General features: G+C 61.7%; 20 protein-coding genes and 2 pseudogenes. 8 read left to right on the forward strand and 14 right to left on the reverse strand.

Annotated elements, in window-relative coordinates; translation table 11 throughout:
* Nucleotides 1–4 precede the first annotated feature (4 nt).
* The 5 genes from BWR19_11125 (at nt 5) to BWR19_11145 (ending at nt 6,294) form a co-directional block, all read left to right on the forward strand.
* Nucleotides 5–1,612 carry a methylcrotonoyl-CoA carboxylase gene (locus BWR19_11125; GenBank protein ID APX93437.1) on the forward strand — a complete coding sequence of 536 codons (1,608 nt, stop codon included), beginning with the start codon at nt 5–7 and terminating at the stop codon, nt 1,610–1,612.
* Nucleotides 1,613–1,640: 28 nt separating this feature from the next.
* Nucleotides 1,641–2,459, forward strand: a complete 819-nt coding sequence (locus BWR19_11130; GenBank protein ID APX93438.1) for an enoyl-CoA hydratase — start codon at nt 1,641–1,643, stop codon at nt 2,457–2,459.
* The gene (locus BWR19_11135; protein ID APX93439.1) at nt 2,456–4,510 is read left to right on the forward strand and encodes a 3-methylcrotonyl-CoA carboxylase; all 2,055 of its coding nucleotides are present in this window, start codon (nt 2,456–2,458) and stop codon (nt 4,508–4,510) included. Before BWR19_11130 ends, BWR19_11135 begins: the two co-directional genes overlap by 4 nt.
* A 5-nt stretch (nt 4,511–4,515) precedes the next feature.
* Nucleotides 4,516–5,415, forward strand: coding sequence for a hydroxymethylglutaryl-CoA lyase (locus tag BWR19_11140; protein ID APX93440.1), 900 nt, complete (start codon nt 4,516–4,518; stop codon nt 5,413–5,415).
* 309 nt (nt 5,416–5,724) lie between these two features.
* Nucleotides 5,725–6,294 carry a phosphoribosyl-AMP cyclohydrolase gene (locus BWR19_11145; GenBank protein APX93441.1) on the forward strand — a complete coding sequence of 190 codons (570 nt, stop codon included), beginning with the start codon at nt 5,725–5,727 and terminating at the stop codon, nt 6,292–6,294.
* Nucleotides 6,295–6,388: 94 nt separating this feature from the next.
* Here the strand turns inward: BWR19_11145 and BWR19_11150 are convergent, their stop codons facing one another.
* From BWR19_11150 to BWR19_11170, 5 genes and pseudogenes are all read right to left on the reverse strand, one after another.
* Nucleotides 6,389–6,853: a hypothetical protein gene (locus tag BWR19_11150; GenBank protein ID APX93442.1), complete on the reverse strand. Its 465-nt coding sequence runs from the start codon at nt 6,851–6,853 to the stop codon at nt 6,389–6,391.
* Nucleotides 6,854–6,913: 60 nt separating this feature from the next.
* Nucleotides 6,914–7,342, reverse strand: coding sequence for an N-acetyltransferase (locus BWR19_11155; GenBank protein ID APX93443.1), 429 nt, complete (start codon nt 7,340–7,342; stop codon nt 6,914–6,916).
* Nucleotides 7,343–8,326: 984 nt separating this feature from the next.
* Nucleotides 8,327–9,610 (reverse strand): annotated as a pseudogene (locus BWR19_11160) (transposase).
* 180 nt (nt 9,611–9,790) lie between these two features.
* Complete coding sequence (locus BWR19_11165) at nt 9,791–11,038, reverse strand: hypothetical protein (GenBank protein ID APX93444.1); 1,248 nt, start codon at nt 11,036–11,038, stop codon at nt 9,791–9,793.
* Nucleotides 11,039–11,691: 653 nt separating this feature from the next.
* Nucleotides 11,692–12,354, reverse strand: a complete 663-nt coding sequence (locus tag BWR19_11170) for a TetR family transcriptional regulator (protein ID APX93445.1) — start codon at nt 12,352–12,354, stop codon at nt 11,692–11,694.
* Between the two features lie 91 nt (nt 12,355–12,445).
* Here BWR19_11170 and BWR19_11175 point away from each other — a divergent pair, with 91 nt between their 5' ends.
* From BWR19_11175 to BWR19_11185, 3 genes are all read left to right on the forward strand, one after another.
* Nucleotides 12,446–13,711, forward strand: coding sequence for a beta-ketoacyl-[acyl-carrier-protein] synthase II (locus tag BWR19_11175; protein APX93446.1), 1,266 nt, complete (start codon nt 12,446–12,448; stop codon nt 13,709–13,711).
* 46 nt (nt 13,712–13,757) lie between these two features.
* Complete coding sequence (locus BWR19_11180) at nt 13,758–14,258, forward strand: hypothetical protein (GenBank protein ID APX93447.1); 501 nt, start codon at nt 13,758–13,760, stop codon at nt 14,256–14,258.
* A 76-nt stretch (nt 14,259–14,334) separates the two neighbouring features.
* Nucleotides 14,335–15,858 (forward strand): GGDEF domain-containing protein, encoded by a 1,524-nt coding sequence (locus BWR19_11185; protein ID APX93448.1) that lies wholly within the window; start codon nt 14,335–14,337, stop codon nt 15,856–15,858.
* Nucleotides 15,859–15,872: 14 nt separating this feature from the next.
* Here BWR19_11185 and BWR19_11190 read toward each other — a convergent pair whose 3' ends face one another.
* From BWR19_11190 to BWR19_11230, 9 genes and pseudogenes are all read right to left on the reverse strand, one after another.
* Complete coding sequence (locus tag BWR19_11190) at nt 15,873–16,511, reverse strand: glutathione S-transferase (GenBank protein ID APX93449.1); 639 nt, start codon at nt 16,509–16,511, stop codon at nt 15,873–15,875.
* Nucleotides 16,512–16,661: 150 nt separating this feature from the next.
* Nucleotides 16,662–18,860, reverse strand: coding sequence for a protein involved in RimO-mediated beta-methylthiolation of ribosomal protein S12 YcaO (locus BWR19_11195; protein APX93450.1), 2,199 nt, complete (start codon nt 18,858–18,860; stop codon nt 16,662–16,664).
* 138 nt (nt 18,861–18,998) lie between these two features.
* Nucleotides 18,999–19,343 carry a 5-carboxymethyl-2-hydroxymuconate isomerase gene (locus BWR19_11200; GenBank protein ID APX93451.1) on the reverse strand — a complete coding sequence of 115 codons (345 nt, stop codon included), beginning with the start codon at nt 19,341–19,343 and terminating at the stop codon, nt 18,999–19,001.
* An 83-nt stretch (nt 19,344–19,426) separates the two neighbouring features.
* Nucleotides 19,427–19,705, reverse strand: coding sequence for a hypothetical protein (locus tag BWR19_11205; protein APX93452.1), 279 nt, complete (start codon nt 19,703–19,705; stop codon nt 19,427–19,429).
* 71 nt (nt 19,706–19,776) lie between these two features.
* Nucleotides 19,777–19,875, reverse strand: a pseudogene (locus tag BWR19_11210) (glyoxalase).
* Between the two features lie 45 nt (nt 19,876–19,920).
* Nucleotides 19,921–20,181 carry a hypothetical protein gene (locus tag BWR19_11215; GenBank protein ID APX93453.1) on the reverse strand — a complete coding sequence of 87 codons (261 nt, stop codon included), beginning with the start codon at nt 20,179–20,181 and terminating at the stop codon, nt 19,921–19,923.
* 465 nt (nt 20,182–20,646) lie between these two features.
* A complete protein-coding gene (locus BWR19_11220) occupies nt 20,647–21,465 on the reverse strand; it encodes an SAM-dependent methyltransferase (GenBank protein ID APX93454.1) in 819 nt (272 codons plus the stop codon).
* 90 nt (nt 21,466–21,555) lie between these two features.
* Nucleotides 21,556–22,026 (reverse strand): AAC(3)-I family aminoglycoside 3-N-acetyltransferase, encoded by a 471-nt coding sequence (locus BWR19_11225; protein APX93455.1) that lies wholly within the window; start codon nt 22,024–22,026, stop codon nt 21,556–21,558.
* Between the two features lie 14 nt (nt 22,027–22,040).
* Complete coding sequence (locus BWR19_11230; GenBank protein ID APX93456.1) at nt 22,041–23,600, reverse strand: glutamate synthase; 1,560 nt, start codon at nt 23,598–23,600, stop codon at nt 22,041–22,043.
* Nucleotides 23,601–23,636 lie beyond the last annotated feature (36 nt).

Here is a 23,636-nt window from a genome sequence, read left to right on the forward strand (position 1 = left end):
GCACATGGCCATTCTGACGACCCAGATCAACCCGCGCAGCGAGCTGTTCCAGGCCAACGAGGCGGCGATGCGCGCCGAGGTGGCCCAGTTGCGCGAGCTGACCACGGCGATCCGCCGGGGCGGCGGCGATAAGGCCCGCACCCGGCATGAGGGCCGCGGCAAGCTGTTCGTGCGCGACCGCATCGACCACCTGCTCGACGAGGGCTCAACGTTTCTCGAGTTCTCGGCGCTGGCTGCCCATGAGGTCTACGGCGATGCGGTACCCGCCGCCAGCATCGTCACCGGCATCGGCCGCATCTCCGGGGTCGAGTGCGTGATCGTCGCCAACGACGCTACGGTCAAGGGCGGCACGTATTACCCACTTACGGTGAAGAAACACATCCGCGCCCAGGAGATCGCCCGCAAGCATCGCCTGCCGTGTATTTATCTGGTCGACTCCGGCGGCGCCTACCTGCCGAGCCAGGACGAGGTATTCCCCGACCGCGACCACTTCGGGCGCATCTTCTATAACCAGGCCACCCTCTCCGCCGAGGGTATCCCGCAGATCGCCGTGGTGATGGGCTCCTGCACCGCCGGCGGCGCCTACGTGCCGGCCATGGCCGACGAGTCGGTCATCGTCCGCGAACAGGGCACCATCTTCCTCGGCGGCCCGCCACTGGTGAAGGCCGCCACCGGCGAGAGCATCAGCGCCGAGGCGCTGGGCGGCGCCGACGTCCACGCCAAGCTCAGCGGCGTGGCCGACCACTACGCCGAAAACGACGCCCACGCCCTGCAGCTGGCCCGCGCCTGTGTGTCGCGGCTCAACTGGCAGAAGCGCGGACGGCTCGCCATGCAGCCTCCCAAGCCGCCGCGGCTCGACCCCGCCGAGCTCTACGGCATCGTCGGCACCGACCTCAAGAAGCCCTTCGACGTGCGCGAGGTGATCGGACGCATCGTCGACGACTCCGATTTCGACGAGTTCAAGCGCTACTACGGCGACACCCTGGTCACCGGCTTTGCGCATATCCACGGCCACCCGGTGGGCATCGTCGCCAATAACGGCGTGCTGTTCTCCGAGTCGGCGGTCAAGGGCGCGCACTTTATCGAGCTCTGCGCCCAGCGCAAGATCCCGCTGCTGTTCCTGCAGAACATCACCGGCTTCATGGTCGGCTCCAAGTACGAACACGAAGGCATCGCCAAGCACGGCGCCAAGCTGGTCACCGCCGTGGCCTGCGCCCGGGTGCCCAAGTTCACCGTGCTGATCGGCGGCAGCTTCGGCGCCGGCAACTACGGCATGTGCGGCCGCGCCTTCGAGCCCAACCTGCTGTTTATGTGGCCCAACGCGCGCATCTCGGTGATGGGTGGGGAACAAGCTGCCGGCGTGCTGGCCCAGGTCAAGCGCGAGCAGCACGAGCGCGACGGCCGCGAGTGGAGCGCCGAAGACGAAGAAGCCTTCAAGGCCCCCACCCGCGAGCAGTACGAGCACCAGGGCCACCCCTACTACGCCAGCGCGCGACTATGGGACGACGGCGTGATCGACCCGGCCCAGACCCGCGACGTGCTGGGCCTCGCGCTCGCCGCCGCCATGAATGCCGAGATAGACGACACCAAATTTGGTGTTTTCAGGATGTAGCGCCGAGGCACAGGAGGGAGATTTCACCATGGCAACGACGACACTCTGCGAGCTACATACCGACGAACGCGGCGTCGCCCGGCTGACGCTGAACCGCCCCGAGGTGCACAACGCCTTCGACGACAGCCTGATCGCCGAGCTCAACGAACACCTCGCCGAACTCCACGCCGCCGCCGAGCGCGGCGACGTCCGCGCAGTGGTGCTGGGCTCCGAAGGCAAGCACTTCTCCGCCGGCGCCGACCTGAACTGGATGAAGCGCATGGTCGAGTATGACCTCGAGGCCAACCTGAGTGACTCGCGCAGGCTCGCCGAGATGATGCAGCGCCTCGACACCCTGCCCTGCCCCAGCGTGTGCCGGGTGCAGGGGGCCGCCTTCGGCGGCGCCGTGGGCCTGGCCGCCTGCTGCGATATCGTCATCGCCTCCGAAAAAGCCCGCTTCTGCCTCTCCGAGGTCAGGATCGGCCTTGCTCCGGCAGTCATCAGCCCCTATGTGCAGCGCGCCATCGGCCCCCGCCAGATGCGCCGCTTCGCGCTCAGCGCCGAGGAGATCGACGCCGCCACCGGCCTTGGGCTCGGTCTGGTTCACCAGGTGGTGGGCCACGATGACCTGGATGACGAGATCGAGACCATGCTCGCGACGCTGCTGGCCGGCTCACCCCAGGCCCAGCGCGCCACCAAGGCGCTGCTCGCCGAGGTCGCCCGGGAGCCCGACAGCGATGCCACCCGCGAGCACAGCTGCCGCGTGATCAGCGAGCTGCGCGTAAGCGACGAAGGCCAGGAGGGCCTGGCCAGCTTCTTCGACAAGCGCGCCCCGCGCTGGCGCCCGCCACAGGACGACACCCCATGACCGCCAACCGCTTCGATACCCTACTGGTGGCCAACCGCGGCGAGATCGCCTGCCGCGTGATGCGCACCGCACGCCGCATGGGCCTGCGCACCGTGGCCGTCTACTCGGATGCCGATGCCAACGCCCGCCACGTGCGCGAAGCCGACGAGGCCATACGCATCGGCCCCGCCGCCGCACGCGACAGCTACCTCAACGTCGAGGCAGTGGTGGAGGCCGCCCAGCGCAGCGGCGCCGGCGCCATTCACCCCGGCTACGGCTTCCTCTCCGAGAACGGCGCCTTCGTCGAAGCGCTGGACGCCGCCGGCATCGTCTTCGTCGGCCCGCCCGCCGCGGCGATTGCCGCCATGGGCGACAAGTCCGCCGCCAAGGCGCGTATGGCCAACGCCGGCGTACCGCTGGTGCCGGGCTACCACGGCCACGACCAGGACGACGCCCTGCTGCGTGGCGAAGCCGACAAGATCGGCTACCCGGTGCTGCTCAAGGCCAGCGCCGGCGGTGGCGGCAAGGGCATGCGCGTGGTCGAGTCGGCCGATGGCTTCCAGGCCGCGCTGGACGGCTGCCGCCGAGAGTCCCAGGCCGCCTTCGGCGATGCCCGCATGCTGATCGAGAAGTACCTGACCCAGCCCCGCCACGTCGAGGTCCAGGTGTTCTGCGATGGCCACGGCAACGGCGTCTACCTGTTCGAGCGCGACTGCTCGGTGCAGCGCCGCCACCAGAAGGTGCTCGAGGAAGCCCCCGCCCCGGGCATGAATGCCGAGCTGCGCCGCGAGATGGGCGAGGCCGCGGTACGTGCCGCCCAGGAGATCGGCTACGTGGGCGCCGGCACCGTCGAGTTCCTGCTGGACTCTTCACAAGGTCAGAACGGCGCGTTTTTCTTCATGGAGATGAACACCCGCCTGCAGGTGGAGCACCCCGTCACCGAGATGATCACCGGCCAGGACCTGGTCGAGTGGCAGCTGCGGGTGGCCATGTGCGAGGCCCTGCCGCTCCAGCAGGACGAGCTGACCATCACCGGCCACAGCTTCGAGGCGCGGCTCTACGCCGAAGACCCGGCGCAGGACTTCCTGCCCGCTACCGGCACCCTGACGAGCTTCGCCATGGACCTCGAAGGCGCCGGCCTTAGCTCTTATGAAAAGGGCCGTGCGCGCGTGCGCCTGGATAGCGGCGTGGAGAGCGGCGACGTCGTCTCCATGCACTACGACCCGATGCTGGCCAAGCTGATCGTTCACGGCGACGACCGCGACCAGGCACTCGCCACCCTCAACCGAGCGCTGGCCGCGCTGGACGTACGGGGCGTGGTGACCAACCGCTCCTTCCTGCAGCGTCTGGCCACCCACCCAGCGTTCAAGGCCGCCGAGCTGGATACCCGCTTTATCGAGCGCCACCACGACACCCTGTTCGCCGCCGAGCACCCCGCCACCGAGGAGTACGCCAGCGCCGCGCTGATCGCCCTGGACCAATTAGGCCGCGAGCGCGAAAGCGACTCCCCCTGGGACCGCCACGACGGCTTCCGCCTCAACGCCCCGCACGGCATCCGCATCGCCCTGTGCGACCGGCAGGATGCAGCCAGCCCCGTCGTGGTAGAAGGCAGCCGCGAGAGCGACGCCGACCCGTGGTGTCTCACCATCGGCAGCAAGACCCTCACCGCCAGCCTGCAGCCGCTGGAAGGTGACGCCGTGGCGATAACCCTCAACGGCCATCGCCGCCGCCTGCAGGCGCGCCTGGTTGGCGAGGGGGAGCGTCATATCATCGTCATGGTCGATCCCGCCGGCGAATCCCGCCTGCTCTGGCAGCGCATCGACGCCATCGACCACGGCCACCACGAAGTCGAATCGACCCTCACCGCCCCCATGCACGGCACCGTGGTGGCGCTGCTGGTGGAAGCCGGTCAGAAGGTAGAGAAAGGCATGCCGCTGATGGTCATGGAAGCCATGAAGATGGAACACACCCTCACCGCCCCCGCCGACGGCCAGGTGGAACGCTTCCACTTCGCCGCCGGCGATACCGTCGGCCAAGGGGATGTGCTGCTCGAGTTTTCGCCAGAGGAGTAGCGCCCATGCCCTTCCCAACACACGTCCGCCTGGTCGAGGTCGGCCCCCGCGACGGCCTGCAGAACGAGCCAAAACCGATCGCCACGGCCACCAAGCTCGAACTGATCGACAGGCTCGCCGCCGCCGGCATCTCCTATATCGAAGCCGCCAGCTTCGTCTCGCCCAAGTGGGTGCCGCAGATGGCCGACCACCGCCAGGTGATGACCGGCCTCAATCGCAAGCCGGGCGTGACCTACGCCGCCCTCACCCCCAACCTCAAGGGGCTGGAAGCGGCACTCGAATGCGGCGTCGAGGAAGTGGCGGTATTCGGCGCCGCAAGCGAGGCCTTCTCGCAGAAAAACATCAACTGCTCGGTGGCCGAATCCCTGGCGCGCTTCGAGCCCGTGCTGGATCGGGCCCAGCAAGCCAAGGTGCGCGTGCGCGGCTACGTCTCCTGCGTGCTCGGCTGCCCCTATGAAGGCGAGATCTCCCCGGCCAAGGTGGCAGAGGTGAGCAAGGCGCTGTATGAGATGGGCTGCTATGAAGTGTCGCTGGGCGACACCATCGGCGTCGGCACGCCCCTCACCGCCAAGCGCATGCTCGAGGCGGTGAGCCGCGACATCCCTATGGATAAGCTCGCCGCCCACTTCCACGACACTTACGGCCAAGCGCTGGCCAACCTCTACGCCGTGCTGGAAGAAGGCATCGGCGTAATCGACAGCTCCGTGGCCGGCCTCGGCGGCTGCCCCTACGCCAAGGGCGCCTCCGGCAACGTCGCCAGTGAAGACGTCGTCTACCTGCTCAACGGCCTCGGCATCGACACCGGCATCGACCTGAACACGCTCGCCGAGACCGGCACCTGGATCACCCAGACCATCGGGCGGCCCAACCGCTCCAAGGTAGGCGTGGCACTGGCAGCGAAATAATCAGATGGCACAAACGAAAAGCCCCTGAGTCAGATGGCTGACTCAGGGGCTCGACGGCGGCGGCACGCGATTGTTGTCTTCAGCCTCGCTGCGGTCGTCGCCCTGTGGCTGCTTGCCGTTGGACGCCTAGCCGCCAAGGCAGCGGCATCCGCGGCCTGCATATCATCGTCGGCGAGACTCGATACTCATGGCTTGGTAGCAACAAGGGTTGCGATCATCAGCCTGATCCTTCTCAATGTGGCCCAGGACACGCAGGACTGGGGACGCCATCGATTCCCCTTGCACGGATTCACCGACAGGAGATGCATCATGAAACTCAAGACACTGGTTACCGCCACGGCACTCGGACTTGGTCTTGGCACTGCAAGTCTGACCAATGCCACCGAGGTGACCCATCTAGGCGGCGATATCACCGAGGAACAAGTGCTTGAAGCTCAGCGGGCCTGGGGCGATGCGCTGGTCGCCATCTCCAACACCTACGAAGCAGAGGGGATCGAAGCCGCCAGCGCACTGGCCGAGGAGATCATCGCCAGCGCCTACGGACACGATATCGGACCTGTACTCTTCAAGCCGACCCTGGCCGCGGCACCGCAAACCTTCCGCACCACGCCTGAGGGCACCCTGGCCTACTTTGTCGGCCACAGCGATGAGTACAGTGAAGACAGCGGCTTTGCCCTGAATGGCTGGGAGGAAGTCACCATCGACAACGCCGCTATCTTCATCAGCGGCGACACGGCGCTGACCATGGGCAACGTCTCGATACTGGATGCCGACGGCAATACCACCACCGTGGACAAGACCTGGGGCTTCCACCTGGACGACGGCGACCTGCGCATCGTGCTGCACCACTCCTCCCTGCCCTTTACCGACGACGAGTAAGTCTGCGGCAGAAACGGAAAGCCCCCGAGCCTGTCTGGGCTCGGGGGCTCTGCAAAGTCACAGCCCGAGAAAACTTTTCAAGCGTGCCTGCTCCTCATGCAACGCGGACTCGAACGCCGCATCGCGGCGGCGCTCGCGCCACTGCGGAGCCGCCGAAGAAGCCACCCATGTGACGAGGCGGCTGAGCGTGACCGTCGGCAGCGGCGCGACTCTGCACGAACTCCAGTACGGCCCGTGCCTGTGCCCAGCGTGAGGGCGGCCATTCGGTGCGCGTCGTCCGAGGGTGCATCATGCATTGCGTGAACCGCGGCAGAATACCGTAGTTAACGAAAAAGTCTTCCTCGACGGCCAGACGAGGGTAACGCGATTCCAGCTCACCGGCTCGGTAGTCGGTGACACGATGGCGCAGCGTCAGGTCCTGAGCCCGTGCGGGTGCACGTATCGGATCAAACTGGACGAAACCCAGTTTAGTGATGGCGCGCTGCAAGGCTCGCGGTTTGAACAGGCTGCGCGAAATGGCGTAACGGCGCAGGTGGTTAAGGGTTATTTTAGTCGGCATTGAGTGGACTTAGGCCATGTCTGTCCTTCGCTCGCCGCCTTTTCATACAAAACCTGCCCCCTAGCATGAGTGAAACTCCATCACCAACTCAGCATGCCCGGTATGTGGGTCCGTTTTTTCGGATACTACCCGAAAACCACAGCACTTATAGAAGTCCACGGTTTTCTGGTTCTCCTTGTAAACGTCTAAGGTAATACGCTCACGGAGCGATTTGGCTTTTGACATCAGAGCCTGGCCAATGCCTTCTCCCTGGCAGCAAGGAGCCACGAAGATAGCCGCCAGCGTATCGCCGTGCAGCGAGAAAAAACCCTTCACCTCACTGCCCGATTTGTACACGTAAGTCTCTGAGGCTGGTATATAGATGTTTCTCATATCATCCAGCTTGGATTCCCAAAACGCACGATCGACAAAGTCGTGCGCCTTGGCCGAGGATTCTAGCCAGATATTCAGCACACTATCCATATCCGAAGCGATAAAATTACGGATCATTTTAATCCTCATAACGTTTGGGTTAGCCGGCGCGACCATTGAGCCCACCCGGCGAAGCCGCCCCAGAGCTTACCCCGCGTCCGGTTCAACCCTTTGTTAGAGTGCCAATAAACTTTATGATTCCTCTAGTAGTAGCTGTACGTGTGGAGCACCAAGGCTCCACTCCCAATTTAGTAGAAAGGCTCCGGTCACTCGCTCAGTTGTGGCTGTGAATCGACGAGTAAAGCCAACTCTCAATGGTAGCGAACTGTAGCGGGGGAAACAAATCGTACCAACACCAGCCGAATAGCCTGCTAGCCCAATTGCTCCCAAACAATGGTAGTCTCCTATTCGCCCGCTCAGCCACCAACTGGGATTAAGTTCGCACATTGGTTCTAATGTAATTCTGGGGGATGGCTCCCTGATCTGATCGCAGCGACAATCGTTATGGAAATACTCGATATCGAAACTCGCCAATTTTCCTTGATTTCGTTCTGCATAATCGAACAGTCGTGCGAGCTCTGAATGCTCATCAGGCGGAACTTGGCCACAATATAGTTCTATGGAGAAATGCGACGTGGTTTTACTTTCTATTGCACCCCCTCTATTTGATATGCTCATGTAGTAGACTGCCATACCAAGCACACAAACACTCCACACTAGCCACATGAATAGCGTGAGATGACGGCGAGTTGCTTTAGGCAAATCTATTCGCTGAAACAACAAAAGGAAAACGCCTAAGGCCAACCCTCCGAGTCCCGCAGTCAACCCAACCGCCTTTAGCAACTCAGTCATGATGTATTCTCACATGCTCTCTAACGAGGCTGTAGAAAAACCCGACTCTGAGCCCTTCCCTACGCCCGCTTTCTGATTTTGTGTAGCGCCCACCAAATGGACAATTTCCTTGGCCAAGGAGAGCCTAAGGGTCATTTCAGCTCCTTGATGATGTCAAAGGCACTCATCAACGGCATTTAGCGGTCTCTTTCAGGCCTTCTAGCCCTTGTTTCACGTGCCTAATCGACCATAATTGGCGAGCTTCTCAATGTTGTGTATCACGCAGTATAGCTGCCATTGACCCTGCACCTTTTTCTTGCCACAAAGAGCAAATTGGTTCATGCTTTTTGTGGTGCCGATGTTGCCGAATACCGGCTCCACCACTGACATTCGATGGCTATATATCTCCTTACCCTGCTGGCTATCCACTCGGTGCTTCATCCAGTCAGTGTAGTTTGGTTGTCCGTCGCTCTTGATCGTAAAGGATACTTGCCGACCAGCGCCGTTGCGGTGATCTGCTGAGGCTGTATTATGCATGCATTGATGTTTCTTCGGGCAGTGCCGGCATTGCAGCAGCCTGCCCTCGAAATGTGCCCGAACCTTGCCATTCTCGGCTTCCCGTTGCCCCCGGTAGGTGAGGGATTCGCCAGCCGGGCAGATACAGGTCATGGTCACCGGATCGAATTGAAATTCACTGGCGGGGATGGTGCTTATCCAACCCGTATTCGGCAGATTCTGGTGGCGCTTTTTGATGAGCGAACTTCGGATCTCTGCTGCGGAACTGATTATCCGGCACATAGCCGTTGATCTATCGCTCGTACAGGTACTTCATGTTGGCCTCATTGGCGAAGCCAGTGTCAGCGGTAACGACGGTGCCCTGCTGGTAAATGTCGTCAGCAATGCCTAGCTTCTTGAAGCGAGCCCTCACCCTTTCCAACACCGGTTGCAGCGTATGGTGTTCCTGGCCTTCGCCAAAGGCTTGGGCGTCGACGATGATCTGGTGCTTCTTGTCCACCGTGGCCACGCCATTATAGCCCTGGATCGTGCCCTTGCTGGTGGTCATCTTGGCACTTTCATTATCGGTGACGTTGCTCTTCACTTCCTCGCTCCGCTTCCCCCGGCCCATCCTTGGGCTGTGCGTCTTTAGGAAGCGGTCTACTTTGTTCATCGCGGCATCTAGCGACAGAATCGTCTTGGCCTGGCGGATATCTCGATCCAAGTCGGCTTCCGTCTCGGCTTCGTCCCGCGCGTAATGCTCGAGCAGGTGATGGCGAACCAAACGTCGCAGTTTCTCTCGCTTCTCGCCCAGCTCCTTGAAGGTGCCAGACCACTCCTTTGAGGCATCCGAGGGCATCTTGAAGACGTCAATTGCAAAGAGTTCGTTGCCCAGCAGGCCTTGCTCATGGCACACCAACAGCACCTGCTCAAAGAGGTCTGCTTGTGTTCGACCAGATAGTGGACCGCGTGCTCGAAGGTTCCGGGCAACAGCTGGTCCTGGTAGTTGATCACCACCATGGCGCTCTGGGTCATGGTTTTAGGGCTTGAAGCGAGGCATGCTGACCACTCCTAGGCTGTTTTCCCGATCCTACCAAAACGGCGTGGGCCGCGGGCTTTTCCTACTCCTACAGCCCCAACGCCGGAGCACACCGACACTCTTAAGCGTGACCGCGTGACGCGTATTGTTAGCTAGGCTCCCTACTTCAATTTGAATTGATCCCCTCCAAGCTGAACTCCTTCATGCTCAGCTTGAAGGCGGACATACCCTTTCATAAGTGGGTTAGTAAACCTACGGAACCTATATCGCGTTTCCGTTGACCCATACTTAGCAGGTGTAATTCTGATAATCTCCCCGTGACTCTCTTTACGCATATTATTTTGGGCATTATTGAGTTTATTGTCACTGGGTACAGACCACGAATATTTCTGTGCCAATTCGCGATATCTGCTCTGCCAGTCATCTACTCTAACGTCAACAACATCAAAGTCAGCAAGAGCCCATATCATATGCTTAAAGTAGTCCTGACCACGTTGTACTGCTGCGTCGTAGGCGCTTCTCAGCTCTTGCAAGCTTTGCGATATCGCCACACTTATCCCTTCGTTATATATCTCTTCAGTAATACTTCTTGCATCGTTTTCAACAGCTTCCACTAGTATAGTTTTTCCAATCAAGTGAGCATAATAAGGAAAGCCATTTCCGATTATCGCAACTCTATATAAAAACTCTTGGCCGACTTCGATATCAAGAGTCTGCGCAGCATCAACAACGATATCAATAAGGTCCTGAGCTATCAATGGCTTTAGAGATATTTCAGTAATATAGCGTGGTACAGATGCGTGAGTCCCAATTAGGTCATCGACATTTTCAGCGATACCAACTAGAACAAATCGGGTGCTGAATTCTTGGTCCCCTATTTGCTTTATTAGAAAAGCTAAAGCATTTCTATCTTCCTCACTTAGCTCTTCTAACTCGTCGATAACAACTACGGTCTGCCTTGCATCTGGCAGGATATCATCAAGATTTTTGAGAACCCTCACAGCCTCATTGGCATCCTTAAAGTCGGGAAGGCTAGGAACACTATTGGTTATCGAAGATTTGAGTGAGGGGTTTAATGAAACTTCAATCTCATGGTGTGTTTCTATGGTTTTCTTTGCTCCAAAACGGATCGCTAGTGAGAGCAGCCCCTCCCCCACCTCACGAAAAATCTCCAGCATTCGACTTCCTGGCGCGCATGCGACATAGACGTGTTCTCTGTCCGAGCTTGTTGCGAGTTGCGCTGCCGTCCTAGCCAGTGAAGTCTTCCCAACACCGCGGTATCCGAATATGAAAGGAATTCCATCAAAGTCCCTGAGCTCTCGAATAGTTGTTTTGAATTCCTTATCTCGCCCCCTGAGAAACTCGATCGTCCGAATGGGTCTCTCAGGCTGGAGCTTGGCCCTTATCATTTGAAATAATTCAGAATGACTCACAGTCTTCTCCTAAGAGCTAACAGTGATTGGATTGGACTGCACGTCCTGATATTGGATGAACGCACCTGCTCGTTCAACAACGTTCGTTAGCATGCTTCTTCTCCCTAACCTATTGATTTCACAATTCCCTAATTATAGTTAGGCTACCTATGCAGGATTCGCGCGCTTGTACGTTTTGCCGGAACCAATAATACTGGATGCATATCCATTAAAAGAGGGAGCTACCAAATGGATACTCACAACAAGCCACCGTAGCTGATGGATCGGGTGGCGTGCGCCACTCCGCCAGCATGGGTGGCCCCGAGGTTAGGGCTTTCATGGAGCACCTTGCGGTGGAACGCCAAGTGGCAGCTGCCACGCAGAGGTAGTTCGCGTAATGGGTAAGGGGTTCGCCGGTGTACGCAGCCCGCTGGGTTGAGTCGTTGATGTCTGAGTCCAGGCACGCTACCGCCCCTACCCGGCAGCATGGATGACGGCAGTGTCATCCCTGATGCGGCAGCCCTTGCGTACGTTTTGGCAAAACGGCCATCTTCAGTGGCCTTTGCCTTACCGTAAACAAACGCCATGCGCTGAGCAACGCCGACAAAGTCGACACTGCACAAAAAGCATTAGGGAAAGAGAGGGATATGCTACGCGGGGCTCTGCTCTTGCCCTGCGGCGCCCAGCATGCCGTCCAACTCGCTTTCGTCGACGCCGAGCAACTGCAGGATATTGCGCTGGGCGGCGTTGAGGAGGTTCTGACGCTCCTGCTCGCCGGGCAGGCTCTTGGCGATGGCCACGGCGCCCACCAGGGAGGCAAGAATGACGCGGGCCTTGTCTGCAACGACCTCGCGGTCGGGCTCGAAGGGGAGTTTCTTGAGGCGGCTCAGGGCGGTGAGGCGGGTTTCCAGCATCTTTTTCATGCGCAGGTAGGAGGCTTCGAACAGCGTGCGCACTTCGGCATTCTCGTTGCCGATCTCGTTGAACAGTACCGTCTCGGGACCCGGCTTGCACTTGCGCTCGAGCTCCTGGAGGTTCCAGCAGTTGGCGACCAGTTCCGTCAGGTGCTTCACCGAGAGCGGCCCCTTGACCAGCCGAGCCGCGCGACTGTTCTCCAGGGTTTCACGTACCGAGGCGTGGTAGAGCGCTTCTTTCGAGGAAAAGTGGGCGTAGAAGGCGCCGTGGGTCATCTTGGCCAGCTTCATGATCTGGCCGATGGAGGCCTTCTCGAACCCCTTGCGGCTAAACAGCTCGATGGCCGACTTCAGGATGCGCTCCCGCGACTTGGCCTTGTGGTTCGTCGAGTAGGGCATGGCGACCTCGCACTCCCGCGCTGAATATTACCTTGATCATATCAAGCTCAGTGTTAGCGTGGCACAACCCCAAGCTGTTCAGGAATTTACCATGCAATCACCGCTCGTCATCACCGGCATGGGCATGATCAGCCCGCTTGGTTACGGCGTCAAGGCAGGCTGGGAGCGGCTGCTCGCCGGCCGCTCCGGCATCTCATCGATCAACCGCTTCGACACCGGCGAGCTGCCGATCAAGGTGGCAGGCTCGGTTCCCGGTATCGAGGAAGACCCGGAAGCCGGCCTCGACCCGGACCAGGTGCTGGATGCCAAGGAGCGTCGTAAGCTGGAGCTGTTCAGCCTCTACGCCATGGGCGCCGCCGAAGAGGCGCTGACCCAGGCCAACTGGTTCCCCGAAAGCGATGCGGACCGGCTGTCGACGGCCACTATCATAGGCTCCGGCATCGGCGGCTTCCCCACCATCACCCAGGCGCAGAACACCCTCTCGTCGCGCGGCCACCGCCGGCTCTCCCCGTTCACCGTGCCGGCCTTCCTGGCCAACCTGGCAGCGGGCAATGTGTCGATTCGCTATGGCTTGCGTGGGCCGCTGGGCTGCCCGGTAACGGCCTGTGCCGCGGGCGTGCAGGCCATCGGCGACGGCATGCGCATGATCCGCAGCGGTGAGGCCGAGGTGGCGCTAGTGGGCGGCGCCGAAGCCTGTATCGACCCGCTCTCGCTGGCCAGCTTCCATGCCATGAAGGCGCTCTCCACCGAGCAGGACGACCCCACCAGGGCGTCCCGCCCCTTCGACCAGGCCCGCAACGGCTTCGTGATGGGAGAAGGCGCGGGGCTGCTGGTGATCGAAACGCTGGCCCACGCCGAAGCACGCGGGGCAACGCCGCTGGCCATTCTCAGCGGCTACGGCACCAGTGCGGACGCCCACCATATCACCGCCGGCCCGGAAGACGGCGCTGGTGCCGCGGCGGCCATTCGCGCCGCCCTGAGAATGGCGGGCCTATCGCCCGAGACGATCGACCACATCAATGCCCACGCCACCTCGACGCCGGTGGGCGACCGGGCCGAGATCGCGTCGCTGCGCAACGCCTTTGGCGGCGCCCTCGCCGGCATCCCGATCTCCGCGACCAAGTCGGCCACCGGCCATCTGCTGGGGGCCGCCGGCGGGGTGGAGAGCATCTTCTCCGCCCTTTCGGTCATGCACGACCGCCTGCCCCCGACCCTGAACCTGGAAAACCCCGACGAGGATCTGCGCGACCTGGATTTCGTCTCGGGCTCGGCACGCCAACACGCGACTCAGCACGTGCTGTGCAACGGCTTTGGCTTCGGCGGGGTGAATGCGGCGCTGATCGTCAGTAAGGTGTAGCGACACGCCTCTATCAGCCAGGCATTGAAGGAGACGCACAAGCCCCATGCCAATACTGATCGATTTCAGCACAGCGCAGGAGGCCGCCCACTGGCGGACCATCAACGACGATGTGATGGGCGGCGTCTCATCGGGTGGCATGCATGCGGCACAAGGCGTCGGGGTCTTCGCCGGCGAGATGTCGCTGACCAACGGCGGTGGCTTCGCATCCATAAGGCGCGAGCGTCAGCCAATGCGGCTATCCGGCTATTCGGGGGTGGCCCTGGAGGCGCGTGGCGATGGGCGCCAGTACCAGCTGCGCCTCTACAATAACCAGCTGAGCGACGGCGCTGCGTACCGTGCCCTGTTCCAGCCCCCCGCGGGGGAGTGGCAGCATATCGCCCTGCCCTGGCACGCCTTCGAGGCGATCCGCCGTGGCCGCCTGCTGAAGGATGCCCCTGCGCTCGAGCCGGACGATATCCAGCAGCTCGGCCTGTTGATTGCCGACCGCCGCGATGGTGTCTTTCGACTGGAGATTGCCAGCATCGTGACCCTCCCCACGCGTTAACCCGCTATGCTGCCCATACACCCGATGAGCTAACGTCGCCTTGCTGGCGTGGGCGCAATCAGGAGAAGCTGGCGGAATGCGCGTTTCCGAACCATCCTCGACCCGGGCGAAACTCACCTTGAAACGCCCCCATCGGCTCGCCCTGGCGACGCTGCCGCCGCGCACCTTCGCCTTCTGCCACACCTTCGGGCTCACGGTGTGGATCGGCTTGGTCGAGGGCAGCGGCTGGAAGCTGATATTGCCTGGCCTGCTGCTGCTGCTATGGCCGGCGGTGGCCTATGCGCATGCCGCCCTGGCCCGCGACTCCAAACGCGCCGAGTTCAGGAATCTCTATTTAGACAGCCTACTGTTCGGCATCTGGTGCGGCGTACTGGACTATTACCTGTGGGCCACGCTGTTCATCGCCCTTGCCTGCTTCATGAACAACATGGTGGTCGGCGGCCCGCGGCGCATGGCCGCCTCGGTGGCGCTGTTCGCCAGCGGGGCCTTGGGCTGGGGCGTATTGACGGGGTTCGAGTTTCGCCCGTATGTCAGCATGGGGCTCGACATCTACCAGGTAACCGGCGCAGTGATCTATATGCTGGCGATTGCCAACGTGATGTACGGCCAGAATCGCAAGATCGGCCGCAGCATTACCGAGATCAAATACCAGAATCGGGTCTTTCACGCCCTCCTCGACCTCGGCGAAGTGGCCAACCGCGCGCCGAACATCAATACCCTGCTCGATGACTCCTTGAAGCATCTGCATGCCGACTTTCCGGAGTATGGATTTGCGGTGTTCCTTCAGGAGCGTAACCGCCCCGAGGTGACGCGCTACGAGGCCAAGGCAGGCCTGCGCCTCGAAGACGAGCGTCGCCTGCGCAGCAGGATCGCAAGGCTGCATGAGCAGGATGGCGGCATCATCAAGCTCAACGAGCAACCCGATGGCGAGCAGCTCTACGCGACCTCCATGGCAGGACGGCTCAGCCTCTACGAGGGCTGGCTGGTGGTGCGCGCCCCGCGGCTGGATGCAGCCCTGGAGCGCGTGCTGACGCTGTTCGTCGACCAGCTGGCCGCGGCGACCGAGAACAAGCTGCTGCACCTCGCGCTCCAGCGTGCAGCGCAGCGCGACGGCCTCACCGGGCTATACAACCGCGGCTTCTTCGAGTCGGCGCTACAGCAGAGCATCCAGGGCAAGATGCAGCAGCCAGGACTGGATTTCGCGGTACTGATGATGGACGTCGACGGGCTCAAGGAGGTCAACGACCAGTACGGCCATCTGGTTGGTGACCAGCTCATCACCACCGTCGCCGAACGCCTGCAGATGCAGTGCCGGGAGGGCGATATCCTGGCCCGCTACGGGGGTGACGAGTTCGTGATCCTGTTTCCATCCGCGGACCTGTCGGCACCGACACGCCTGGCTGATTTGATCCGCTCGCACCTGGAGGGCCAGCACTGCGTCCTCGCCACCGCCGAGGGTCAGAGCGTCGAGGTGACGCTGCGCTTGAGCCTGGGCAGCGCTAGCTCCAGCGAGGTGCCCGCTCAAGCGGTGCTTACCCTCGCAGACAACCGCATGTACGACGACAAGACCCGGCGCCGCAAGCGCAGCGTGCTCGGCTGAGCCGAGCCAGGCCCTCAATCCGCCGCGGCGTAAAATGCCAACTGATCTGCATGGGCCTTGACGAAGGCCGGGCGAGCCGTGGCCCGCGATATGTACGCTCGGCAGGTGGGAGACTGCGCAAGCCCGTCGAACCGATCAACGAGGCGCAGCACGTCTGCCATGGCGATATCGGCGATGGAGAACGTCCCGGCCAGCCATTCACGCTTCGCCAGGACCGACTCGAGATGCTGCAGCCGGGAGGCAAGGAAATTGTCCAGCGTCTGCTTGCCTGGCGTAACGTGGGTATCGCCAGCGAAGTGGAACAGCGACCACGGCAGACTCGCCATCTCGACGGAGTTGAGCGCGGCGAACAGCCACTCGATGACCTCGAGACGACGATGCGGGTCAACAGGCATCAGAACCTCGCTGCGCTCGCCCAGATACAGCAGGATCGCGCCGCTCTCGAAGATAGAGATATCGCCATCGGTCAGCCACGGCACCTGGCCGAAGGGCTGGTGGGAAAAATGCTCGGTATCCCGGGAGTGAAACGGCACGCCCTCTACCCGATAGGGCAACCCGGCCTCCTCCAGCGCCCAGCACAGCCTCAGGTCGCGTACATAGCCGCGCGGCGTCTCGGGAACCCAATCGAAGGTGGTGACAATCAGTTCGCTCATGTTAGCGCCTCCTATTGAAACGGTATAACACACGAGCTGTTGTCGAAGGGTGACTAACGTTTTCGACACCCACAGAGAAACGCCCCCGAGCCAGGCGAACGGCTCGGGGGCGTTTGGGTATTGATGTGGGAGTATGGCGGGTGCCGGGGCTTACAGGCCCGCCTTGGCGGCGCGGTGGGCGTGCAGCTTCTTGTAGCTCTCGATCAGTCGCTGGTGCTTCTCCAGGCCTTCGAGCTGCATGCTGGTGGACGTCAGGCCGTGGAAGCGCACCTCGCCCTGCACCGAGCCGACCACCGCGGCCATGGTTTCCTCGCCAAACATACGCGTGAAGTTGTGGAGGTAGTCGTTCAGCTCCAGCTCGTCGTCGAGGACGATCTCGAGCACCGCCTGCACCGCCTGGTAGAAGAGCCCGCGGGCGACGCTGTTGTCGTTGTACTGCAGGAACATCTGCACCCGCTCCAGCGCCTCCTCGTGCTCGCCCAGCGCCAGGTGAATCAGCAGCTTGAGCTCGAGGATCGTGAGCTGGCCCCACACCGTGTTCTCGTCGAACTCGATACCGATCAGGGTGATGATATCCATGTGCTCGTCGAGCTGGGTCTCCTCGAGGCGCTCGAGCAGCGCGGCCAGCTGGTCGTCATCCAGGCGGTGGAGGTTGAGGATGTCCTCGCGGAACAGCAGCGCCATGTTGGTGTTGTCCCACACCAGGTCCTCCACCGGATAGACCTCGGAGTAGCCCGGCACCAGGATGCGGCACACCGGCGCGCCGAGGTCATCGTGCACGGCCATGTAGGCCTCCAGCCCCATCTCCTCGAGGATGCCGAACAGCGTCGCGGCTTCCTCGGCGTTGCCGTTGGCGCCGCTGCCGGAGAAGTCCCAATCAGCGAACTCGACCTCCGCCTTGCTGCTGAAGAAGCGCCAGGAGATCAGCCCCGAGGAGTCGATGAAGTGCTCGACGAAGTTGTTGGGCTCGGTCACCGCCAGCGAGTTGAAGGTCGGCGGCATGAAGTCGTTGAGGCCCTCGAAGCTGCGTCCCTGCAGCAGCTCGGTGAGGCTGCGCTCTAGCGCCACCTCGAAGCTGGGGTGGGCGCCAAACGAGGCGAACACGCCGCCGGTGCGCGGGTTCATCAGGGTCACGCACATCACCGGGTACTGGCCGCCCAGCGAGGCGTCCTTGACCAGCACCGGGAAGCCCTGGGCCTCCAGTGCCTGGATGCCCTCGACAATTGCCGGATAGCGAGCCAGTACCTCTTCGGGCACGTCGGGCAGCACCATCTCCTGCTCGATGATCTCGCGCTTCACCGCCCGCTCGAAGATCTCCGAGAGGCACTGCACCTGGGCTTCGGCCAGGGTGTTGCCGGCGCTCATGCCGTTGCTGAGGTAGAGGTTCTCGATCAGATTCGACGGGAAGTACACCGTCTCGCCGTCGGACTGGCGCACGAACGGCAGCGACACGATGCCCCGCGCCGTCTTGCCGGAGTTGGTGTCGATCAGGTTGGAGCCGCGCAGCTCGCCGTCCGGGTCATAGATCGCCCGGCAGTGGTCGTCGAGGATGCCCTCGGGCAGCTCGTCGTTGGGCCCGGGCTGGAACCACTCCTCGTTGGGGTAGTGGACGAAGGCGCTGTTGGCGATCTCCTCGCCGAAGAACTGGTCGTTGTAGAAGAAGTTGCAGCTCAGGCGCTCGATGAACTCGCCCAGCGCCGAGCACAGCGCGCTCTCCTTGGTGGCACCCTTGCCGTTGGTAAAGCACATCGGCGAGGCGGCGTCGCGGATGTGCAGCGACCACACGTGGGGCACGATATTGCGCCAGGAGGCGATCTCGATCTTCATCCCCAGGTCGGCGAGAATGCCGCTCATGTGGGCAATGGTCTGCTCCAGCGGCAGGTCCTTGCCCTCGATCCAGGTGCTGCCCTCGCCCTCCGGCGCGCCCATCAGCAGGGCCTGGGCGTCCTCGTCGATGTTCTCGACGGTCTCGATCTGGAACTCGGGGCCGGTCTGCACCACCTTCTTGACGGTGCAGCGGTCGATGGAGCGCAGGATGCCCTGGCGGTCCTTGTCGGAGATATCCTCCGGCAGTTCGACCTGGATCTTGAAGATCTGGTTGTAGCGGTTCTCCGGGTCGACGATGTTGTTCTGCGACAGGCGGATGTTCTCGGTGGGGATCCCCCGGGTGTTGCAGTACACCTTGACGAAGTACGCCGCGCACATCGCCGAGGAGGCCAGGAAGTAGTCGAACGGCCCCGGCGCCGAGCCGTCGCCCTTGTAGCGGATCGGCTGGTCGGAGATGACCGTGAAGTCGTCGAACTTGGCCTCCAGGCGGAGGTTGTCGAGATAGTTGACCTTGATTTCCATGGACGGGCACCGGACGTGGGGAGCTTTGGCGAAGCTAGAGCAGAAAACCTGCCATTATCCAGTTTTTCGCCGCTCCCGGCTAGGTGTTGCCGTCCCCTGGGCCGAGCGAGGAGGCGGGTTGCGCGCCACCACGTTTGCTTAGAGCATATCTCGCTTGAAATAGGTGCCCTTATCAAACTCACTGACATTCATGGCAATTTTAGAAACATTGGGAAACAATGCCGCCAGCCTTTCAACGATGGCCCGGGACAGCTCGGCTTTATGCTCAGCGCTACGTCCCGGCATCATGCTCGAGAACACATGAATGAAAGGCGCGGGCTTACCACCCACCAGGCACTTATGGTAAGGATTAAGCCTGACCTTGATGTCGCCAACTTCAAACAGTCCAGATTCAGCAGCCACTGAATGAACGTGTTCTAGCACATGATCCTCAGGATGAACGTCCAATACATCAGCTGAGCAGTCAATGACAAAATGTGGCATAAGCACTCCAAGTATGAAATTCATGCTATCCACCAAGAGCCCATAGTGGATATAACCAAGCCGTTATTAATTAATCAAATGAGTCACTTGACTCCCCATATTCTTGAAACAGCACGCTTTGAACCCAACCCTCCTAACACGATGGCAACCAGACCCACACAAAAGAAAACCACGGCCGGTATAATCGCGCCTGGCTGACCACTTGAATAGCCGACTACCACCGAGCCAAGCGACAGAGTCAAGAACAGGGTGCCCAATATATTAAGCGCAACTCTATGAGACTTTTTATAATTCTCTGGCTCTTCGCCTGTTTCAAAGAAACTCAGAATAGGCCAGAACACCCTGGTTAGCATCTCTTTCATTACAACATTTTCCCTCTTCGGTGAAGGCCATGGTTGCGCGTACACAGGGCCATGGTAGCTGAAAAACACATGGGAGGCCTCCGCGACAGGCCAAGGCCCTGCTCGTAGAACAGCACCGACGCCGCCAGATCCCTGACGCCGAGGGTGATCATGCTGATTCTGGGTTGCATGGTGAGCTACCTCGTTGGCCACGGCACGACGTGCAGCGGTGTTTACTATCCTGTGTCCATGAATTTCCCTTGGCAGGGAAAGCCAGGAAGGCTCAGAAAGGGATGAACCTCCCACTCCACGCGCTTCATTCGCTCCAGGTCATCCAGTGACGAAAAGCGCGGCATGCGTTCAATCGCCTTGAAGAACTCGGGTGAAAAGAGCAAGCAGTAGCGGCCATGATCAGGCAGCTGGTGTGCTGTGAGTAACGCCTCAATCTCCGCATTCGAGAAGCCGGCCAGCACCAACATGGCATCGTGATCCACCATCCCGACACCTCCCGAAGCACTCGCTCGCTCGGCCGTCTGGAGGCACTGCTGCCGACCAATCTCGTGACCGGCGTAGAGCACTGTGCTGACGGACACTACGTGGTCACACAGTTCTGGCCGGGCGGTACGTCTCGCAACGTTAGCAAAACAGCGAGACCGCAGGTACTCCGCACGCGTACCCGATGAGTTTAGCGGTGCGACCGACACGCTATCAGGGGAGATCAGGTAGCAGGGTTTCTCGGATGCAATCTGCCAGGCGAGGTCCACATACGATGACTCTTGCGGCTCAGGCGCAGGGGGAAACATCACGCGTTGGTCTGGGTCACCCAAGAAGCCGCAGCCATTGAGCAGGGCTGCGCACAACAGGTGTAGCGCGATAGCAGACCGTTTCATCAATAGCGTTTACCCGATGTTATCAGTGCCCCTCAATCGGGGCAGACCCAGGAGCGCGTCGTCAGGCTCTGCCTACGCACGCGTCGCAATCGTCAGCAAGTACCGATTCTCGATCACCGCCGTGCCGTCCGTCGCCCGGTTGTAGCGGCTGAATACCGCATGAAGGTCACGCTGAAAATGTTCGCGCACCTCTTCGGTAGAGGCCGTGACTGCACGTATCGCGGGACCGAAGTAATTCAAGAATACGTCGACGGCATGCTCCACGGATCGATAGTACTGCAGGGCCTTGCGCTCCTCACTGACGATGGCGCTGGTGCCTGCGGCGAGCAGTTCATCGAGCCCCGCGCCGGTTCCCCAGCGCAACGGCGGCTGGATACCGGGAGGCGGCGGCATGTATGTCGCATTGGTGGCAAAGAAGTCTCCGCTCCAGCCGTTTGGGACCGGGGTGGCAAGGCCGATCCTGCCACCAGGGCGGCAAACTCGCAGCATCTCCGCGGCAGCACGCTGCTGGTCCGGAGCGAACTGCACCCCGTAGACCGAGAGGAGGACGTCGAAGCTGGCATCGGCAAACGGCAGCGCCTGGGCGTCGGCTACCTGAAAGTCAGCGCTCAAGCCCTCGGCGACGGCTCGCTGCCTGGCGCGCTTGATCAGCGCCGGGACGTAATCGATGCCCACCACCTCACAATAGCGCCGAGCGGCGACCAGCGCGGCGGTGCCGCTTCCGCAGGCAATGTCCAGCACGCGCTCCCCTGCATGAGGGTCCACCGCCGCGCAGAGGGCCTCCGCCATCACCACGTTCTGCCGGGCAATCTCGTGAAAATCGCCGGTGGCCCACACCTCTTTCTGGCGAGCGGTCACCGCTGGGTAATCAACGCTTTCCTTATGACTCATACATTATCCCCTTATAATGCTGAGGCCATCTGAAGGCAGCGTTGGCGCCAAGCTCTCGTCTCGACGCCAGGCATGTCTAACACTCCCTGGCTACTCGCCTCCTTCGTCCAAGGTAATATCAAAGTGTAGAACGTCTTCCCGACTACCGAGCTTGCTGTACAGGGCAATCGCCGCCTGGTCTTCCTCGCCGGTATCGGCCTGGACGAAGACGGCGTGGGCGCCGCGCTGCACCGCGAGCTGCTTGAGCTTTTCGATCAAGGCGGTGGCGATCCCTTGTCGGCGCTGGGCTTCGGCTACCGCCAGATCGTAGATGTAGATCTCGCTGCGCGGCTGCTCGAACTTCTTCAGCTCGTATGCTGCCAGCCCGCCGACCACCGCACCGTCCTTCAGTGCCACCAGGGCGATAAAGCCATCACTCTCGAGCAGCTGGCGCATATAACCGGCATCAGGGGGGCTGCCGGTATAGGTCTCGGGCTGGTCGAACACGTCGCCGAAGGTCGCCAGGAGTCCGTCCATCAGCGCCAGGTCGTCGGGGGTGAGTTGGTGGATGCGATGGCCCATGTTCACCCCTCGCCCTACGGCTGGCCGACGCCTGCGTAGCGCACGCCGCTGAGCAGCGCCATCTCGCGGTGCCAGGTGGCAAGGTCCTCCGGGTTGAACTGGTGGAGGGCGTCGTGGCCACAGGCGCGGGCCATTACCTGCATCAGCTCCACGGAGGCGCCGAAGAAGGTCTTGAGGCGCTCTGCCGAGGCATCGACGTCGAGGCGTTGGCGCAGGTCTTCGCGCTGGGTGGCGATGCCCGCCGGGCAGTTGTTGGTGTTGCAGATCCGCGCACCCACGCAGCCGATCGCCTGGATGGCGCTGTTGGAGAGCGCGACGCCGTCGGCGCCCAGCGCCATGGCCTTGACGAAATCGATCGGCACGCGCAGCCCGCCGGTAATGATCAGCGTGACCCGGCCGCTGGCCTTCTGCTCGTCGAGGTAGCGACGCGCGCGGGCCAGTGCCGGGATGGTCGGCACCGAGATATGGTCGCGGAACATCGCCGGGGCGGCCCCGGTAGCGCCACCGCGGCCGTCGAGGATGATGTAGTCGGCGCTGGCGTCCAGCGCGAACTGAATGTCGCGCTCGATATGGTTGGCGCTGAGCTTGAAGCCCACCGGCACGCCGCCGGTCACTTCGCGAACGCGGTCGGCGAAGCGCTTGAAGTCGGCCACGCTGGAAAGGTCCTCGAAGGTCGGCGGCGAAACCGACGGTTCGCCTTCGGTGATATGCCGTACCTCGGCGATCTTGGCGGTGTTCTTGTTGCCCGGCAGGTGGCCGCCGGTGCCGGTCTTGGCGCCCTGGCCACCCTTGAAGTGGAAAGCCTGGATCTTCTCCAGCAGCGCTTCGCTGTAGCCGAACTTGGCGCTGGCCAGTTCATAGAAGTAGCGCGAGTTCTCGGCCTGCTCTTCCGGCAGCATGCCGCCCTCCCCGGAACAGATGCCGGTACCGGCCATCTCGGCGCCCTTGGCCAGGGCGACCTTGGCTTCCTGGGAGAGCGCCCCGAAGCTCATGTCGGAGACGAACAGCGGAATCTTGAGGGTCAGCGGCTTCTTGGCCTCGGGGCCGATCACCAGTTGGGTGTCCACTGCGGCGTCTTCCATCAGCGGCTTGGTGGCCATCTGCGCCACCATCAGCTGCAGGTCGTCCCAGTGCGGCAGGGTGTGGCGCGGTACGCCCATGGCGGTCATCGGGCCGTGATGGCCAACGCCCTTGGTACCCTCCTTGGCGAGCTGGTGGATGAACTCCACGGTGGGCTCTTCTTCGCTGGCCTTGGGCTCAGGCTGGCCGCTGCTACTCTTCTGCTCGGCGGCGGCGTCCTTGCTTTCGGGGCTCTCCTGGCCCACCTCATCGTCGCTGAACTTCTTGTGGGTGCCGTCGCAGAACGGGGCGTCCTGGGTGTGCTTGCACTGGCAGAGAAAGGCGTCGCCGTCCTCGTCGGCCTTGAACATCTTGGGCGTGATGCCGGTTCCCGAGTGAGAGCCGTCGCAGAACGGCTGGTCACTGGAGCGCCCGCACATGCAGAACGCGTACTCCTCACCTTTCTTCAAGTTCACCTTGACCGGCTTGTTATCCGCGATGATCGGTTGGCTCATGGAGACTCCGTGTCGTGGTTATTGGCGAGTACCAGG

The sequence above is a fragment of the Halomonas sp. 1513 genome, assembly GCA_001971685.1.
Classification (GTDB): Bacteria; Pseudomonadota; Gammaproteobacteria; order Pseudomonadales; family Halomonadaceae; genus Franzmannia.

What these genes read in the sequence shown, in the direction of transcription:
- BWR19_11225 (APX93455.1), bottom strand. Translation starts at nt 22,026, where the DNA reads ATGGGCCATCGCATCCACCAACTCACCCCCGACGACCTGGCGCTGATG.
- BWR19_11150 (APX93442.1), bottom strand. Translation starts at nt 6,853, where the DNA reads ATGCCGACTAAAATAACCCTTAACCACCTGCGCCGTTACGCCATTTCG.
- BWR19_11155 (APX93443.1), bottom strand. Translation starts at nt 7,342, where the DNA reads ATGATCCGTAATTTTATCGCTTCGGATATGGATAGTGTGCTGAATATC.
- BWR19_11220 (APX93454.1), bottom strand. Translation starts at nt 21,465, where the DNA reads ATGAGTCATAAGGAAAGCGTTGATTACCCAGCGGTGACCGCTCGCCAG.
- BWR19_11230 (APX93456.1), bottom strand. Translation starts at nt 23,600, where the DNA reads ATGAGCCAACCGATCATCGCGGATAACAAGCCGGTCAAGGTGAACTTG.
- BWR19_11200 (APX93451.1), bottom strand. Translation starts at nt 19,343, where the DNA reads ATGCCACATTTTGTCATTGACTGCTCAGCTGATGTATTGGACGTTCAT.
- BWR19_11145 (APX93441.1), top strand. Translation starts at nt 5,725, where the DNA reads ATGAAACTCAAGACACTGGTTACCGCCACGGCACTCGGACTTGGTCTT.
- BWR19_11195 (APX93450.1), bottom strand. Translation starts at nt 18,860, where the DNA reads ATGGAAATCAAGGTCAACTATCTCGACAACCTCCGCCTGGAGGCCAAG.
- BWR19_11130 (APX93438.1), top strand. Translation starts at nt 1,641, where the DNA reads ATGGCAACGACGACACTCTGCGAGCTACATACCGACGAACGCGGCGTC.
- BWR19_11165 (APX93444.1), bottom strand. Translation starts at nt 11,038, where the DNA reads ATGATAAGGGCCAAGCTCCAGCCTGAGAGACCCATTCGGACGATCGAG.
- BWR19_11125 (APX93437.1), top strand. Translation starts at nt 5, where the DNA reads ATGGCCATTCTGACGACCCAGATCAACCCGCGCAGCGAGCTGTTCCAG.
- BWR19_11190 (APX93449.1), bottom strand. Translation starts at nt 16,511, where the DNA reads ATGAGCGAACTGATTGTCACCACCTTCGATTGGGTTCCCGAGACGCCG.
- BWR19_11170 (APX93445.1), bottom strand. Translation starts at nt 12,354, where the DNA reads ATGCCCTACTCGACGAACCACAAGGCCAAGTCGCGGGAGCGCATCCTG.
- BWR19_11135 (APX93439.1), top strand. Translation starts at nt 2,456, where the DNA reads ATGACCGCCAACCGCTTCGATACCCTACTGGTGGCCAACCGCGGCGAG.
- BWR19_11215 (APX93453.1), bottom strand. Translation starts at nt 20,181, where the DNA reads ATGGTGGATCACGATGCCATGTTGGTGCTGGCCGGCTTCTCGAATGCG.
- BWR19_11175 (APX93446.1), top strand. Translation starts at nt 12,446, where the DNA reads ATGCAATCACCGCTCGTCATCACCGGCATGGGCATGATCAGCCCGCTT.
- BWR19_11140 (APX93440.1), top strand. Translation starts at nt 4,516, where the DNA reads ATGCCCTTCCCAACACACGTCCGCCTGGTCGAGGTCGGCCCCCGCGAC.
- BWR19_11180 (APX93447.1), top strand. Translation starts at nt 13,758, where the DNA reads ATGCCAATACTGATCGATTTCAGCACAGCGCAGGAGGCCGCCCACTGG.
- BWR19_11205 (APX93452.1), bottom strand. Translation starts at nt 19,705, where the DNA reads ATGAAAGAGATGCTAACCAGGGTGTTCTGGCCTATTCTGAGTTTCTTT.
- BWR19_11185 (APX93448.1), top strand. Translation starts at nt 14,335, where the DNA reads ATGCGCGTTTCCGAACCATCCTCGACCCGGGCGAAACTCACCTTGAAA.